Source organism: Paraburkholderia sp. RL17-347-BIC-D (assembly GCF_046027915.1).
GTDB lineage: Bacteria > Pseudomonadota > Gammaproteobacteria > Burkholderiales > Burkholderiaceae > Paraburkholderia.
Map to the genome: position 1 here is coordinate 44,635 of NZ_JARESS010000021.1, position 15,224 is coordinate 59,858.

A 15,224-nucleotide genomic window follows, 5' to 3' on the forward strand; every position below is an offset into this window, starting at 1 on the left:
ACAGTGTGAATGTTGTCCACTGCTGGAATGTCGCCTCTCTGCCGTGCAGCGCCTTCGACATTAATACCCAATCTGGCAGCGCGGTTCGCAACAGAACGAATTGCATATGGGAGAGCCGAGCGTGATGAGACCTGCGAAGCATTGCGTGGTAATCGCGGCGGTGTGCCTCGTGGCGGTATGCCTGATGGCCGCATGCTCGGGGAACGGCTTGTTGAACAGCAAGTCCACTCGTGCGGCGTCCTTCCGGACCATACCGTGTCCCCAACCGAACATCGCAGGCTTTCCCGAACTCGACTTCCCGTCAGGTGTTCAGTGTGGCTACCTCACCGTGCTCGAGAATCGGGCCAAGCCCGACGGGCGCCGTATCCGTATCTTCGTGATGCGCGCACCCGCTGTCTCGGCGACGCCCAAGCGCGATCCAGTCGTCTACCTCTCGGGCGGCCCCGGCGGGGCCGGGTCGTTCGAGGTGGCGTTCATGGTCGAGCACGGACTCAACGCCGACCGCGAAGTCATCTTCGTTGACCAGCGTGGCACGCACCGCGCCGATTCCCTCCTGCGATGTCCCGGCTGGGAGCAGTTTTTGTTCGACGCGGTCAGCCTTCCCTTCGCGGCGGAATCTAGCACCGCCGCAGACGCCGCGGCGATCAAGGAGTGTCGCGACCAGTTGGCCGCCACCGGCGTCGACCTCGCTGCCTACAACAGCACGGAGAACGCCTCCGACATCGCCGACCTCCGGGTGGCATTGGGCATCGACAGCTGGAACGTCTACGGGGTCTCCTACGGATCGAGGCTGGCGTTGACCGTCCTGCGAGATCACCCACAGGGCATCCGAAGCGTGGTCCTCGATTCGGTGTCGCCCCCCACGGTCAACATCGTCGAGACGTGGTGGTCGGCTCCGGCCAGCTCGTTCAAGGCGATCTTCGCCGCGTGTGCGGCCCAGGCCACCTGCGCCAAGGCTTTCCCGAACCTGGAATCGGACTTCACGGCCACGGTGAACCGCCTCGACCAGACACCGGCGGTCACCCAGGTGAAGGACGAGTCCGGCGCATTGGTGAGGGTCAACGTCGACGGGTTCTCTTTCGCCTATACGATCATCATGGCGAGCGAGCGCGGCGATGCCTCCGGTATCCCCAAGATGATGGCCGACATGGCGCGAGGCGACCCCCGCGCGGTCGCGGCCACATATCTCGCCTTACGAGGCCCGCATGATTTCGTGGGACTGGGCGGCGTCGGTCTGGCCCTCGACGTGTTCTGCGCGGAGAGCGCCAATCTCACCACCGAGGCTGCCACGTTGGCGAAGGCGAAGGCGGCGCTCCCCGGGTTCCCGGACCGAGTGCTAAAGGTGCAGCCCAAACAGGGACGACTCTTCACCGAGTGCCCGATCTGGAACGTCGGAAAGGCGGACCCGGCGGTGAGCGCCCGAATCGTGAGCGACGTGCCAGTGCTGATCCTCGAAGGCACCTTCGATGCCGCGACAGCGCCCGAGTGGGTCGACGTGATCACCCCGGACCTCAAGAACGGCCAAGTCGTGCCATTCCCCTTCACGGGCCACTCGGTCCTCGGCAAGTCCACGTGCGCGCCCTCGATCATGGCCGCCTTCCTCGACAACCCGACGAAGCCGGTCGACCCGACCTGCGCCAGACAAATCACGCTGAATTTCACGACAGGTTGATGTCCTACGATGAACAAAAACGCCCAAGGCCGGTGGTGTTCCCGAGTTCCATTCCTTGACCCCATGCATTTCGAAGACGCGAATGCAAACGCCGTTAGGGAACGCTAGATAAAGTTAGATTCGCGATAGTTATCCTATGACTACTTGATCAATGGTGGGGGCAAAGTGATTCGAACACTCGATCCCCTGCACCCCAGGCCGAGGCGCTGAGAGTTATCGTGCTCATCTGAATCGCCTCGCAGCGGAGAGGCACCGAGCCGGGTTATACCCCTTTCTTTCCGCGTGCCCCGAATAGAATGCGGCTCGATCTGCAATGACCGCTTACTAGTAATTTCGGCGACGACAATCACCGATTGCTTCTTTATTTGGGCGGTGATGTCAAGGGTCGATCTCCCCATTGCCATGGTCCTCGTCGCGTTGCCGGTGCTACCAGGCCTCCTCTATTCGACGCATACGGGCGGGGACCGACCGGCTGCTTTCCCGACACCAGGACCCGTCGAGATGTCCCGAAAAGAAGAGGGCCAACTAACAGCAGAAATCTTTGCCTAGATACGCAGCCACCGGTCGCACTCGCTCAAGGCCCGGCATTAACTTCTCACCTTTCCTTTCATGGCTAGAGGATCTTCCGGCTCGCCGCGTTAGTGCGGCTTAGGTCATTCAGCGTCAGTTCACACCACTGCTCGGAAACCGTAGTTTAGCCAGCGGCTGCTCTCGCCCGGGATATTAGGCTGCGCTGGATGCTTTGCCAACGAAATGACTGGCGGCCCGACCTGACTAGTGCGGCCCCCTCATCGATTCCAGTTATCAGGCGACAGAATCGCATCGATTTGCGATTCCGCATCGGCCTGAGCCTTCGAAACAGCTTCCGGACCGTAAGCGATGCCTTCAGCGTAGACGAATTGCACATCCGTCATACCGAGGAACGCGAGCATGGTTCTAAGAAATGGCACCTGGCTGTCTGATGGACCGTCCTTGTGAATCCCACCGCGTGCGAGGGCCACGATGACTTTCTTGTTTTTGAGCAGACCTTCCGGACCGCTTTCCGTATACCGGAATGTAACCCGTGCGCGGGCAATCGCGTCGAGCCAGCTTTTGAGTTAAACGGTCACGCCGAAGTTATACATTGGTGCGCCGATCACTAACACGTCAGCGCTTTGTACTTCTGCAATCAATGCATCGTCGATGGCTACGCGAGCAGCTTGTTCGGCATTACGTTCCTCCGGCGCGGTGAACAACGCGGTAAGGGCAAACTCATCGATATGTTGGAGCGGTGCGCTGGCAAGGTCGCGGCGGATGACTGTCGCGCTGTGTGATCGCCATTTGCAGCCGAGATACAACAATGTCAGCGAGGCGGGTTGATTCCGATCCAGTGCTACGGGCGCTGGAATTGATTTGCAGAATGTTCAATTTAATTAACCTCAAGCAAGCTTCCCTGTTACGAGAGAGCTTTTTCAGTTCTGAATCGATGCGTTGGCCCCGTGCAAGTTCATCATGTGCGACAGGTTGCACGGCACGCCCCCTGTACCCTTTTGCAGCATCGGCATCGCTCTGCCGGCTGCGGCTGCTTCCGCACCTGCCGCTGGGGCGGGTAAACAAAGAGCCCGCGACAGCCGAGGCTGGGCGGGCGAAGCTCGCGACAGGTGACGCACGAGCGAGGAGACACGGTGGTTGCTTGGCCCGGAATCGAGCCGCGCGCTACCATGGAATCAAGATAGACGGACGGCCCAAAAGAAACCATTCTACGAACGGTCGCTGCAGTGTTCCGTATGTATCGTGCGCTTATACGTTTGGATTGGCAGGCTTCAGTCCTAAAGCCTTGCAGCCAGCGCAACTGGCCCAATCAAAACTGTGCCGCATCGGATGGACTCGTTGAGTGCGGAACCCTTGGATGATTTCCACCGCACGCGCCAAGGGATCACGACCGCGATGCGACGTGCAGGTAGTGCGCGCCGCTAAGCCTGCAGGGGTTGGCATTCACCTTGACTTTCTCAACCGGGTTGAGGCTGCTGGCACTCCGTTTGGAACCAGTAGTCGACCAGGCGCTGTGCCGCTTGTAGGTCATCCGGGTAGTATGGATCGTCATACCACGGTGACGGGTTGTAGCCCGCTTTCCTCAAGGCAGCCAGTTCGCTATGGTGTTGCGCCATCGTAGGAGGCGCGTTGGTCCTGAGCGCGGCTAGGTCGCGGCACTCTGTTGGACTGAGGTGCGGCCCGGCATACGGCCTGCCGCCGACGGCACAACCGGCGAGCAAAAGCACCAGAGCTGAAAGTATTGACCGTATTCCAGGCGCCCTTCTCATAGTACGTGTCCTTCCCTACGATGGTGGCAGCCCGCCCAGTGGCATGCCGCCGCGCCCGGCGTCTCGTGGTCGAGTCGTTTCGTCCTTCGAGTGACGATGCCGTCTTGCTGCCGGCTAATACCTACTTGTTGCCGCTGTCAAGCTCGCCGCGCTTGTGCGAGTGCGTCGCGCCGTGAACCAACTAGCGCACACCCTTGCCGCTGCGCGTTGAGGGAAAATGCTCGCCTTCGACACACGTCACTTCTGAGCCGGAGCCACCGTCGCCTTCATTCACCCTTATAGATCCCAGACGTCTGAACCTTCTCGCTGGGTTTGTGCTGTTCGGCCATGTCAGGCTCCTTTTGACTTGCCTTGCGACACGCAAGCATTGTTCCCGCCTCGCTATTAGCAGCCAGGTCAGGAAAGCGCGCGGCGAATGCTCACGCGAGGCGCGCACCCGAGCCGTCGTCGCTCCCTGAAAGTCTCTTCGACTCGCTACCTTGTCGTCCAGCTTCGTGCTCCAGTCGTTTGCGATCAGTCTCGGGCGCGGCGGTGCCGCGCCGCCGGCGCTCGAAGACGACCACCTACTGCGGTTACCCAAAGGCCGACGGGAGCCGCGCGGTCAGCGCGGCAGAAAAGGGCTTGCGGAAGTGTCTGCGCTGCAATTCATTCGAGCGGTCCGAATGGACTCGCGAACGGATTTGTTCGGGGTGCGGCGACAAACCCCGCGTCGTTGGCGTTTTCCGGCACAACCGCAATCTCAGAGATCCACACGAACGGCGGTCCTTGCTTCAGATTCCTTGAATTACTAAGCAAAGTCCGTCGCCCGGTCTGCGGGTCAACCCGGAAGAGCAGGGTTGGGTCGGTGACCCTATTCGCCGGGTTACCCGCGCCAACGATTATTCCTCCCGCCCTCGGCTGCTCCAGGGCGATGCCGGAAAGGCGCCACCCAAGCGGTCCTTGCGCAGCATTGTCGAAATCGCTGAGGACAGCACGGTTCCCGGTATTGGGATCAATTCGCAGAAGCAGATTTCTGGGGACGGGCGCAATTGACGACCCATGCGAATTGACCAGGATCTGCCCGGAGGTCTCGACGGCAATGCCGGTTGAAGGTACCAGGTCGGTGGCACCCTGTGCCGGGCTGTTGAAATCGCTGAGCAGCGATCGTTGACCCGTAACCGGATCGACCCGGTACATGTCTCCTACGTCCCGGCTGGGGCCGACGGGGACGAACCACGTGACGCTTGCGACCACCGCCCCGGTTTTCTCCAGCGCGAGGTCGGTAAAGTACGCGACGCAACAATTGAACACGTCGCCCTGAGCCGGGTTCGCGAGATCGCTGACCACAACGCGGGTGCCAGTCAGTGTATCTATGCGAACAATTGACCTCGGAGCGCCACCGAATTGCGGTTGCGCCCAATTTGTCATGAGACGTCCGGACGCATCCACTGTCGAGCCAAAGACGTCTCCACGAAATGGCCCGGTGGTGAAGTCGCTCACGAGGGTCCGATTACCGGTGCGCGGATCGACCGCGTAAATGCCGGTAGTAGCAGCGGCGACGAAAATCTGCCGGCGTCCTATGGCGACACCCGCGAGAAACGATCTGTCCACAGGCCCTTGTGTCGGATCCAGAAAGTCACTGATGATAGTGCGGGCGCCGGTATTGGGATTCACAAGAAACAGCTTGCTCGCACGAGCGTCGACAACCAGGATATCGCCTCCATGGACAGTAGCAGCCTGCGCGAGGTTGCCTGCCAGCAGAAGGGCGCAGAGCACGCCGAGCCAAGCGCGAAGGAAGCGCCGACAAGAGACGCGACATGGTGCTTTCCAACTTGAACCGGCGATGCTGTGGCCTAGCACCGTGATCCACTTTGTCGCGTTTGCCATCACTATTCTCCTTTTGAACCGTGGCGCGTGGAAGCCCAGGAGGTCGAACACCGTAAGGCGTACTTCTAGCGTATGAAACTGGCGGTCAATTGCAAGGTTGTGAGCTGCTACAGCAATGTCGGTGCCGGAAGACGTGTTCGGGCGGCCCGCAGCGGAGACGCGCGTGCCCCTCCGTCGCACACAGCGAGCAGATCAAAGGGCAACTCCAGCCAAACCGAATTTTCTCGTGATGGTTTGCGCCCCAATTCAGCGCGTGGTAGACGGCCGCGAAGATCCGTTTGATCATACGCGCCCAGAACACAGCAATGGCTTGCAACCGAGCCGGGCATCACGGAGAAAAAGTTGCATGACCGTGTCGTCGTCATGACATGGCGATTTATGTCCGGAGGCTCGCTCGCCGCAGGTCGCTCGAGGGTCCATTGTCCGGCTCGCAGACGACCGTGAATTTGCTGAGCAGCGACGGGCCAAATGTATTGCTGATCGCGACATCGGCAGCATCGCGGCCGCGCGCCATCAGAATCCGTCCCGTGCGCGGCGCGTTGTTACGCGGATCGAAAGTCTCCCAGCCGTTGCCTAAATACGCCTCGAACCATGCGCAGAAATCCATCGGTGCGTAGGGAGGTGGAAGTCCCACATCGCTGATATAACCCGTGCAGTAGCGCGCCGGAATGTTCATCGCGCGGCACATCGCGACGGCAAGGTGCGCGTAGTCGCGGCAGACGCCCGCACCGTCCTGCCACGTCTGCCACGCCGTTTTCGTCGGGCGGGCGCAGTTGTAGTCGAAGCGGACATGGTTGTGCACGAAGTCGCAAATCGCCTGCACGCGACTACGTCCGAGCGGCGTCTGGCCGAAGAGTTGCCACGCACTCTCGGAGAGCAGATCGGTTTCACAGTAGCGGCTGCCGAGCAGGAACATCATGCATTCGTCGGGGAGTTCTTCTATCGCATGTTGATAGTCGCTGGAGCCGGATAGTTCGTGATTCGGCGGCACCTCGAATAGGCCGCGTGCCGACAGCGTCAGGACGCCTGGCGGCGCAGTCAGACGCGTGCAAAGGTTGCCGAACGTGTCCTGATACTGCCGCAGCGGAACCGACGGTACGGTGTTTATGTGATCCGGAACGAGCATGTCCTGTGCGCGGGAATAGTGCGTGTTAAGCATCAGAAGCATCGGCGTCGGTTGCGGACACTCGTACACCAATTCGTAACCCACGCGAAGTCTCATTCCATCACCCTTATCGGCGGCACTGCGGGCGCCTGACTGACGCCTTGACGAAAGTGAGAGCAACGGCCGTTCCCGAGGCGGCGTTCTCCACGCCGATGCCGGATGCCCCGCGACATTCCGAAGACTCCGAACATGCCCGCTAGCGATACCGGTTCCAACTCGCCTCATCTCGATGACGGCGAGCAGCAACAGGCAGCGCAGCACGCCTCTCCCCGTGCGCTAGTGATTCGTTGAATGCGATGACCGCAAGCAGGTCGCACTACTCCCCGAATGCGTCGATGACTACATCGGACAGGACAACCCGGTCAGAGTCATAGACGCCTTCGTCGACGAGTTGGACGTTGCAGACCTTGGTTTCAACGGTACCATGCCGGCGATCACGGGCCGCCCGTCCTATCACCCTGGCGTGATGCTCCAGATCGGCAATGGGTCGGTCACGGTCTTTCGCGTCAGGCAGGTGCCGGCCATACACGGTCTGTCGCGATCCGTTCGCGAATGTCCGCTGACGAGGGGATAAACTGCCCTTTGACGCGATAGGCGTGACCGGCGACTCGGCCGAAGCGAGCAGTTGCCCATCGCACCCGGGCCTTGCGACAGACGCGGATGCACGTTAAGCGGGATGGATCATGACATACATACAACGTTGGCGAGAGCGCGCCGCACGGCTGCGCAACGGCGGCATGGTCATTCTGCTGGTGCTGCTCATCATCACGGTGTTCGTTCTGCCGGTCGTTGTTACGTCGAACAGTGTGATCGACAGAATCGCACAAGACGTGCTTCTGTCGTCGATTCTCGTGTGCGGAGTGGCGGCGGCCCCAGGCCGCTCGAAAGGACTCGCGTGGATCGCGTTGGTCATGTTCGTCGCGATCGTCGTGCGCTGGATAGGATGGTTATCGCCAAATGGTTCCGGGCTGCCGATCCGTGACGCAGTTGGAATCCTTTCACTTACGCTGCTTGGCGCGCTCATGGGGACGCAGGTGTTCGGAGCCGGTACGGTGACACGCGACCGGATCGGGGGAGCAGTCGCGCTTTACATGTTGGTCGGGCTCGTTTGGGCTGACGCGTATCAGCTCATCAGCATCGTAGTTCCCGGTTCTTTTGTAGGCATTTCGGCGCATGACGGTTCCGTAGCTCGCTCGACGTTGGTGTACTTTAGTTTTGTCACGTTGACAACCGTAGGGTATGGCGATATCACGCCCGTCGCGCACGTGGCGAGGTCGCTTTCGAATCTCGAAGCATTGATCGGTCAACTCTATCCCGCTATCGTGCTGGCACGACTGGTGTCCTTGCAAGTCGCAGGGAGCGGGTCCGGTTCGAACAAATCCTGATGCCACTGTGCCGACCCTGAGGGTCAGGTTTCGCCGATTGTGCAAAGGTTCTCTTAGGACGGAACCGCTTCCCTTCAATTTTAGTGTTGCCCCTGCGGACGACGGTCAACACGGATTCATGCTCTTCTGGAAGGACTTCGGCCGCAAGCGCCAAGGCAGCGACATCGCGCCGCCAGTGAGGCGAGACGTCACTTCAATGCCAAGGCTGGCGCGGACCTTCTTTCCAGCATCTTCCTTGAACACCAGGCCGCCGCGTCATATCGTATGGAAGGCGCTACTCGGCTCGGAAAAAGTCGTGCTGGCCGGCTGGAGCGGTGGCGGATTGCTACTGGTGATTGAAAACAGCGCCGACGACGCCGTGCCGCAGCCGCATTCGAAGATGCTGCATGATGCCGCGCTATCAACCGACAACACCTTCCACGTTGTCAAGGGAGCGACCCACTACTACGCCGGGCAACGCGCGTTGCTGGCCGAGGCGACCTCCCTGATTTTCGACTGGCTGTCGGCGCGCCGTATCGGCGTGCATTGATTTTCCCTGGAGATTGCAAGTGAACCTGTTCCACCTGCTCGACGGTTCCGCGCAGCGCTTTGCCGACCGCGAGGCGGTTTTCCACGGCACGGAACTCTTTGCCACCTATGCGGAACTGCACCGGCGCGCACTCGCGCTGGCGAATGCACTGGGCAGCATGTACGAACCCGGCAGCCGCATCGCCATCGTCAGCGAAAACCGGCCGGAATATGTCGAGCTGATGTTCGGCGTTTGGGGGGCCGGCATGGCGGCCGTGCCATTGAACGCCAATCTGCATGCGAAGGAAGTGGCGCAGATCGCCGAGGATGCGCAAGCCGCCGTGGTGTTCGCCTCGCCGAAACATGCGCTGCCGCTGGCAGGGCAGTTGCGCGCACAGCGTCCGGTAGTGGCCATCGGCGAGACGGCTTACCAGCAATGCCTGGATGCCGCCCCTGCCATGCCGGTCGAGGTGCGGCCGGAGCAGCTCGCATGGCTGTTCTACACCAGCGGCACGACCGGTCGACCGAAGGGAGCCATGCTGTCGCACCGTAACCTGCTGGCGATGGCGGTGGCGCACCTGGCCGACATCGAGCAGATCGACGAGCACGCATCGCAAATTCATGCCGCGCCGATGTCGCACGGCTCGGGCATGTACATACCGGCCTACATCGCGCGTGGCGCGCGGCACGTGATTCCCGCTTCGGGTGCGTTCGAGCCGGACGAATTCCTCGCGCTGTGCAACGTGCATGCATCATGCGGCGCTTTTCTCCCGCCTACGATGGTGCAACGCCTGCGGCAGGAGGTCGAGCGCAGCGGGCTGCGTCCCCGCCACCTGCGCTGCATCGTCTATGGCGGCGGACCGATGTACGTCGATGAGCTGACAAAATCCATCAACACCTTCGGCCACGTACTTGCACAAATCTACGGCCAGGGCGAAGCGCCGATGACGATCACCGGCATGCGCTGTAGCGACCACGTGGACGCCGGCGAGAACGTGCTCGGTTCGGTTGGTTGGCCGCGCACCGGCGTCGAGGTCAGGGTCGTCGATAGCCAGGACAGGGATCTGCCCGCCGGCGAAATTGGCGAGATCGTCTGCCGCGGCGACGTAGTGATGGCGGGCTACTGGAACAATCCGGCGGCGACGGCGGACACCTTGCGCGGAGGATGGCTGCATACCGGCGACATGGGCTCCTTCGACGAGCGCGGCTGCCTGACGCTGCGTGACCGCTCGAAGGATGTGGTGATCAGCGGTGGCAGCAATATCTATCCGCGCGAAGTCGAGGAAGTGCTGCTGCGTCATCCCGGCGTGGCCGAAGTATGTGTGGTCGGCGCGCCGGACCCGGAGTGGGGCGAGATCGTCGTCGCCTTCATCGCGCTCAGCGGCGGCGCGTCGGTGACGCAGGAGGAACTGGACGCGCATTGCCTGGCCAACATCGCGCGCTTCAAGCGACCCAAGCGCTTCCTCTTCATCGACGAGTTGCCCAAGAACAGCACGGGCAAGGTGCTGAAGCGCGAATTGCGCAAGCAGATCTGAATACCGGAAGAGTCTACATGGCAACAGCAATCGCCGGCTGGGCGCATACGCCCTTCACAAAGTACGACAACGAGAGCGTGGAGAGCCTGATCGCTTCATCGCAGGGGACCGGGCTCGGCCAACAAGGGACGTTCGCGTCAATGCAACGAGCGTCCGCTTAGGGTCGATGGTCCGCCAAGGCGGGATTTTCGGCTACGATTTTCACCAGGAAGTCCATGACTGCCCGTATTTGCGGCGAACGGCGCAAGTCTCGATGAACAGCCATCCAGATATCTCGCGAAAACGCTTCGCCACCGTACGTGAGGCGCTGCAGCTTCGCATCGGTATCCGCCAGGAAATCTGGGAGACCCGCCACGCCCGCGCCTGCCCGCGCCGCTACCAGATGGCCATTGATATCGCTGATTTCGCAGGCAATAGGCCTTTTCCCTGCAACGCTCGTCAACCACTTCTGCTGTGGCACGCCGACGAAGCCAGCGTCATAGGCGATGAACTCCCAGGCGGACGGATCGTGCAGATGAGGATAGTCCTTGCTCGCGTACAGACCAAACGACACGCGCCCCAGCTTCCGCGCGACGCTCGTGAGTTCCTCCGGCCGAGTCAGTCTCAGGACAACATCTGCCTCCCTTCGGCTTAGGGAGACCTGACGTGCTTCGCACGAAACGGACAGTTGTACGCCTGGATTTGCACGACGAAAGTCTGCTAGATGCTTAACCAGAAAATTCGCCACGAGGACGGGCGGTGCGCTGAGCGTGACCTTGCCGCTCAGCGGCGAACGGCTGGCGTCCAGGAGTCGTTCGACAGCGTACGCGCCTTCTTCCATTTCCTGCGCCAATTCGAACACGCGCTGGCCGATCGGCGTGAGCCTGCAAGTCCTGGGCTGGCGCTCGATCAAGCAGGTCTTGATTTCGCTCTCCAGTGCGCTCAAACGCCGACTCACCGTCGCGTGATCAACCTTGAGGCTTCGGGCGGCGCCCGACAGCGTCCCGATGCGAGCAATAGCCAAGAAATATCGAATGTTTTCCCAATCGAACATCGGTGCATTAACGCAAGGTAGGGTTGCAGATACGGGGAATATTCGCACAAATCCGAAATCCCTATCATCGGACTATGCAAGCCGGTAGGGTTTATTTCTGATGAGCATTTCCATGCGCCGCGACCGACGTGGCACGTTCACCGACGCATTGATCCTTGGGCCAGTGCTTTCGGTTGTCCTTCTCGCTGCTGTCGCGAAGGCGGCGCTTTTGACTGGCGCGTTCTACGTTCTTTTTCCCGAACTGGCCGCGTTGAGCTATGACGTATTCACGCGCCCCGCGGGAGAGTGGGCACGCTCGCCGGTCATGCTGGCGATCACGCCCTCTGTGACCGCGGCACTGGGCACCGCGCTCACGCAAGCGATGGTGTACAGCCTATGGTCGGTGGCGATGACCATTGCCGGCGCGATACTGATCATCGGTTTGATGCGTTCGCCCATCATGCCAGCCATTTCCGCAGCCTTTCTGCCCCTCGTGTTCGGTATCACGAGCTGGTGGTATCCAATCTCCATCGCTGCCGTGATGGCGATTCTGGCCCTCGTCTCCACGATCTATGGCCGTATATTGGCTTCGGGCGATGTTGGTCAGGCGCCCGCGCTCGATACCGTGGCCCAAGCCGATGAAATTGAGCGTGCGCCCCGGCTCAGGATGTGGCTACCCATTTTCATTTTCTTCGGGTTTGTTCTCGTGGCGTACGGATTAGCCCGCGTCACCGGTCTACGGCTGATCCTGTTTCCCCCACTTGTTATGACCGCATTCGAGATCTTCACCAACGCTAACATCCGTCCATGGGCGAAGCGGCCCCTCACTTTGCCCCTTGTCTGCACGATCACCGCCGCTGCGGGGCTCGCCGCGCTTTTGTGGTTCGGCGCCGGCCCGTTGTCCGTCGTCGTTTCGTTGCTGGTCGGAATCGTGACGTTACGTGCACTGCGACTCCACTTTCCACCCGCCCTGACGGTGGGTCTTTTGCCACAGATCATGCTGCACCCTGATTGGCGTTTCGTGCTCGCTGTCACACTGGGTAGTGCGGCGCTTGTCGGCGCATTTCTGCTCGCTCGTCCCCTATTGCTTGATCAAAGCGCACGCTCACAGCGGATGACTGATCAGGTTCACTAAGCTTCACGCGCCATCCGCCCGCTATTTGCCTATTTTTCACCGCCCCAAAGGAATACAACATGCCTCGCTTCCATACTATCTCAGTGTCTGAAGCCACCGGCCACACGGCCGAATTGTTTAAAGGTGTCAAAGCGGCTGTCGGCAAGGTCCCGAATTCATACATTGGAATCGGTGCTAATAGCCCGGTCGCGCTGGAGGCAGTACTCAATCTTGAGGCATCGCTCAAAAAGAGCAACTTGAGCGCACGAGACATCGAAGTCGTTAAACTGGTCGTCAGACAGACAACCGGCTGCGGCTATTGCGTCGCCGCACACACGCTGTTGAGCAAAAAAATGGGCCTTGACCGTGAGGCCATTCTGGCGTTGCGTCAGGCCCGGCCGTCGGGCGACGCGCACGATGATGCGTTGGCCAAGTTTGTGCTGCATCTAATCACAACGAGCGGCACAGTTCAAACCGATGTGATAACCGAGGTCAAACAGGCCGGTGTCACCGATGCACAAATCGTCGATGTCGCGATGGCCATAGCCAGCATTGCATTCACCAATCTGTTTAACCGTATCAACGACACTACGCTCGACTTCCCTGCTGCGGACTAGTGCGAAAGCATCGGCTCCTTCCATTCATAGTACTTGCGTGAGCCAAGCGAGCGCAAGCGCTGCTGAAAATTGCTCGATGTTCGCGCTGACGGCGATCAACGGGTAGCAACAACTGAGGACGCAACGTCTGTGGCGATAAAGCTTTCGTTTGAAGTTCTTGCGGTCTTGGACGCGATTGACCGCACTGGCACATTCGCTGAAGCAGCAACGTCGTTGCATCGAGTTCCTTCGTCACTCACGTACCTCGTGCAGAAGCTGGAAGGCGATATGAACGTCGAGCTTTTCGATCGCAGCGGCAGACGAGCAAAACTCACGCAAGCCGGTCGCTTCCTTGTCGATGAAGGGCGGCAACTTTTACACGCTGCTCGACATCTGGAAATCAGAACAAAGGGAATACAAGACGGCTGGGAATCGGAGCTGCGGATATGCCTCGACGCAATCTTGCCTTCCGCATCTTTGTGGCCGTATGTACGTGCCTTCTACGATCTCGAGATGGTTACCCAACTACGCCTTTCCACCGAGGTGCTTGGGGGAGTCTGGGATGCGCTGATTACCCGACGGGCCGATCTGGCCGTGGGTGCATTTGGTGAGCCGCCGCATGCCGCCAACATCGCAGCTCGACCAATCGGCACGCTCCGACACGTGTTCGTCGTTGCACCGGACCATCCACTAGCAGGCATCCTCGAGCCGTTGCGAAGCGAGACGATCGCAAGATACCGAGGTGTTGTCATAAGCGACACTTCGCGCAAGCTGCCACCTCAATCGGTGGCCAAACACGATGGACAGATGGTGATTGTCGTGCCGACACTGGGCGCGAAGGTTGAAGCGTTGTGCGAAGGTATCGCTGTCGGAATGCTGCCCGAGCGCGTAGCGGAAGGGCCGATCCATGAGGGGAGACTCGTCGCCCGACACATTGTCGGCGTGCGTGAACTGACAAATTGCTACCTGGCCTGGCGCGAAGACAAGGTGGGGCGAGCATTGGAGTGGTGGATCGAGCGACTGGACACATCCGATTTGGCTGAGCGGTTCCTGGCGGGACTTGGTGACACGAAAGAACGGCAATCGTCCGGTCAATAGGCACGACCCGGCCGCGAGGAGACAGTCGTCCGGCGCTACCGAATGGCCGGTCACGACGTGAGCGGACGTTCCTGTTTTGCGGACGCAATGGCTCCTCAGGGTGGCGGATTCAACCGGTGGATGCAATAGTTTGCAGGAATCAGTTGACTGCCGAGTTGCAAAGTAAAACGCCAGTTTCAACGAATACAACGGGGCGAGCCCTCACCCCCGCCGGGAGAACCGTGCATGGACCGCCGCTCACAGAACGCTAGTGAACCGTCGAAGCCACCGCCGACTGCGGCGCGCTAGGGTCTGTTTACATTTGAAAAAATGTGTTTGCATCCTGTCTTTTGCGCTGCGACACAGGATGGTACGAACGTTACTGAGCGACGAAGTATGGAACAAAGTCCAAGCTATCCTGCCGGGCAAGGAACGCGACCCTGGCCCAACGGCATTCAACAATCGCTGGTTCCTCGAAGCGGTGCTATGGATTGCCCGAACCGGCAGTCCGTGGCGTTAAAAAAAGCGGGCCGCAAGCGCTCGGACGTTCCCGAGGCGGATTGAGCACCAAACTACATCTGGCGGAGGATTCGAAGGGTCGCCCGTTGCGACTGATCGTCACTGAAGGACAGGCCGTCGACATCACGTGTTCCGTGCAACTGGTCGAGCATCTGCGCACGGGAGCGGTTATCGCAGACAACGGCTACGATGCTGACCATTTCGCAACGGATTCGGGCTACCCGCGCAAAGGTCGTGATCCCCCCGCGTTCAAATCGCAACACAAAGCGCCGCTACAACCGTGTCCTGTACCGTACACGCAACCTGGTCGTGCGGTTCTTCAATCGCATCAAGCATTGTCACCGCGTCTCCACTCGACATGACAAGCTCGCGGAGAGCTATCTCGTGTTTGCATCGCCTGGCTGCGCGTTTGGCCCAGTCGTAAATGTAAACAGACCCTAATAAAACAGTTCCCGATGTCGAGCTATGAGTTGCTC

General features: G+C 60.1%; 11 protein-coding genes and 3 pseudogenes. 9 read left to right on the forward strand and 5 right to left on the reverse strand.

Going from position 1 to position 15,224, the window contains the following annotated elements; translation table 11 throughout:
* The first annotated feature begins 211 nt into the window (after nucleotides 1-211).
* Nucleotides 212-1,672, forward strand: a complete 1,461-nt coding sequence (locus tag P0D96_RS25845) for an alpha/beta hydrolase (RefSeq protein ID WP_408316138.1) — start codon at nucleotides 212-214, stop codon at nucleotides 1,670-1,672.
* Between the two features lie 788 nt (nucleotides 1,673-2,460).
* On the opposite strand, the pseudogene P0D96_RS25850 reads toward P0D96_RS25845, so the two are convergent.
* The 4 genes and pseudogenes from P0D96_RS25850 to P0D96_RS25865 all read right to left on the reverse strand — a co-directional run bounded on the left by P0D96_RS25850 (nucleotide 2,461) and on the right by P0D96_RS25865 (nucleotide 7,060).
* Nucleotides 2,461-3,079: pseudogene (locus tag P0D96_RS25850) on the reverse strand (FMN-dependent NADH-azoreductase).
* 581 nt (nucleotides 3,080-3,660) lie between these two features.
* Nucleotides 3,661-3,972 carry a DUF4148 domain-containing protein gene (locus P0D96_RS25855; RefSeq protein WP_408316140.1) on the reverse strand — a complete coding sequence of 104 codons (312 nt, stop codon included), beginning with the start codon at nucleotides 3,970-3,972 and terminating at the stop codon, nucleotides 3,661-3,663.
* Between the two features lie 645 nt (nucleotides 3,973-4,617).
* A complete protein-coding gene (locus tag P0D96_RS25860; protein ID WP_408316142.1) occupies nucleotides 4,618-5,838 on the reverse strand; it encodes an NHL repeat-containing protein in 1,221 nt (406 codons plus the stop codon).
* Between the two features lie 376 nt (nucleotides 5,839-6,214).
* Nucleotides 6,215-7,060 (reverse strand): transglutaminase-like domain-containing protein, encoded by an 846-nt coding sequence (locus tag P0D96_RS25865; RefSeq protein WP_408291223.1) that lies wholly within the window; start codon nucleotides 7,058-7,060, stop codon nucleotides 6,215-6,217.
* Between the two features lie 241 nt (nucleotides 7,061-7,301).
* Here P0D96_RS25865 and P0D96_RS25870 point away from each other — a divergent pair.
* From P0D96_RS25870 to P0D96_RS25885, 4 genes and pseudogenes are all read left to right on the forward strand, one after another.
* Nucleotides 7,302-7,481 (forward strand): annotated as a pseudogene (locus P0D96_RS25870) (transposase); the annotation flags it as partial.
* Nucleotides 7,482-7,686: 205 nt separating this feature from the next.
* Nucleotides 7,687-8,388, forward strand: coding sequence for a potassium channel family protein (locus tag P0D96_RS25875; protein ID WP_408291221.1), 702 nt, complete (start codon nucleotides 7,687-7,689; stop codon nucleotides 8,386-8,388).
* Between the two features lie 235 nt (nucleotides 8,389-8,623).
* On the forward strand, nucleotides 8,624-8,917 hold the full coding sequence (locus P0D96_RS25880; protein WP_408316144.1) for an alpha/beta hydrolase: 294 nt from the start codon (nucleotides 8,624-8,626) through the stop codon (nucleotides 8,915-8,917).
* A gap of 19 nt (nucleotides 8,918-8,936) precedes the next feature.
* Complete coding sequence (locus P0D96_RS25885) at nucleotides 8,937-10,430, forward strand: acyl-CoA synthetase (protein ID WP_408316146.1); 1,494 nt, start codon at nucleotides 8,937-8,939, stop codon at nucleotides 10,428-10,430.
* 157 nt (nucleotides 10,431-10,587) lie between these two features.
* On the opposite strand, the gene P0D96_RS25890 is transcribed toward P0D96_RS25885, so the two are convergent.
* The gene (locus tag P0D96_RS25890) at nucleotides 10,588-11,463 is read right to left on the reverse strand and encodes a LysR family transcriptional regulator (protein ID WP_408178681.1); all 876 of its coding nucleotides are present in this window, start codon (nucleotides 11,461-11,463) and stop codon (nucleotides 10,588-10,590) included.
* 100 nt (nucleotides 11,464-11,563) lie between these two features.
* On the opposite strand from P0D96_RS25890, the gene P0D96_RS25895 reads away from it, so the two are divergent.
* The 4 genes and pseudogenes from P0D96_RS25895 to P0D96_RS25910 all read left to right on the forward strand — a co-directional run bounded on the left by P0D96_RS25895 (nucleotide 11,564) and on the right by P0D96_RS25910 (nucleotide 15,189).
* On the forward strand, nucleotides 11,564-12,577 hold the full coding sequence (locus P0D96_RS25895; RefSeq protein ID WP_408316147.1) for an HPP family protein: 1,014 nt from the start codon (nucleotides 11,564-11,566) through the stop codon (nucleotides 12,575-12,577).
* Nucleotides 12,578-12,636: 59 nt separating this feature from the next.
* Nucleotides 12,637-13,173, forward strand: coding sequence for a carboxymuconolactone decarboxylase family protein (locus P0D96_RS25900; RefSeq protein WP_408316149.1), 537 nt, complete (start codon nucleotides 12,637-12,639; stop codon nucleotides 13,171-13,173).
* A gap of 135 nt (nucleotides 13,174-13,308) precedes the next feature.
* Nucleotides 13,309-14,250: a LysR family transcriptional regulator gene (locus P0D96_RS25905; RefSeq protein ID WP_408178770.1), complete on the forward strand. Its 942-nt coding sequence runs from the start codon at nucleotides 13,309-13,311 to the stop codon at nucleotides 14,248-14,250.
* Between the two features lie 346 nt (nucleotides 14,251-14,596).
* A pseudogene (locus tag P0D96_RS25910) lies at nucleotides 14,597-15,189 on the forward strand (IS5 family transposase).
* Nucleotides 15,190-15,224: the final 35 nt, after the last annotated feature.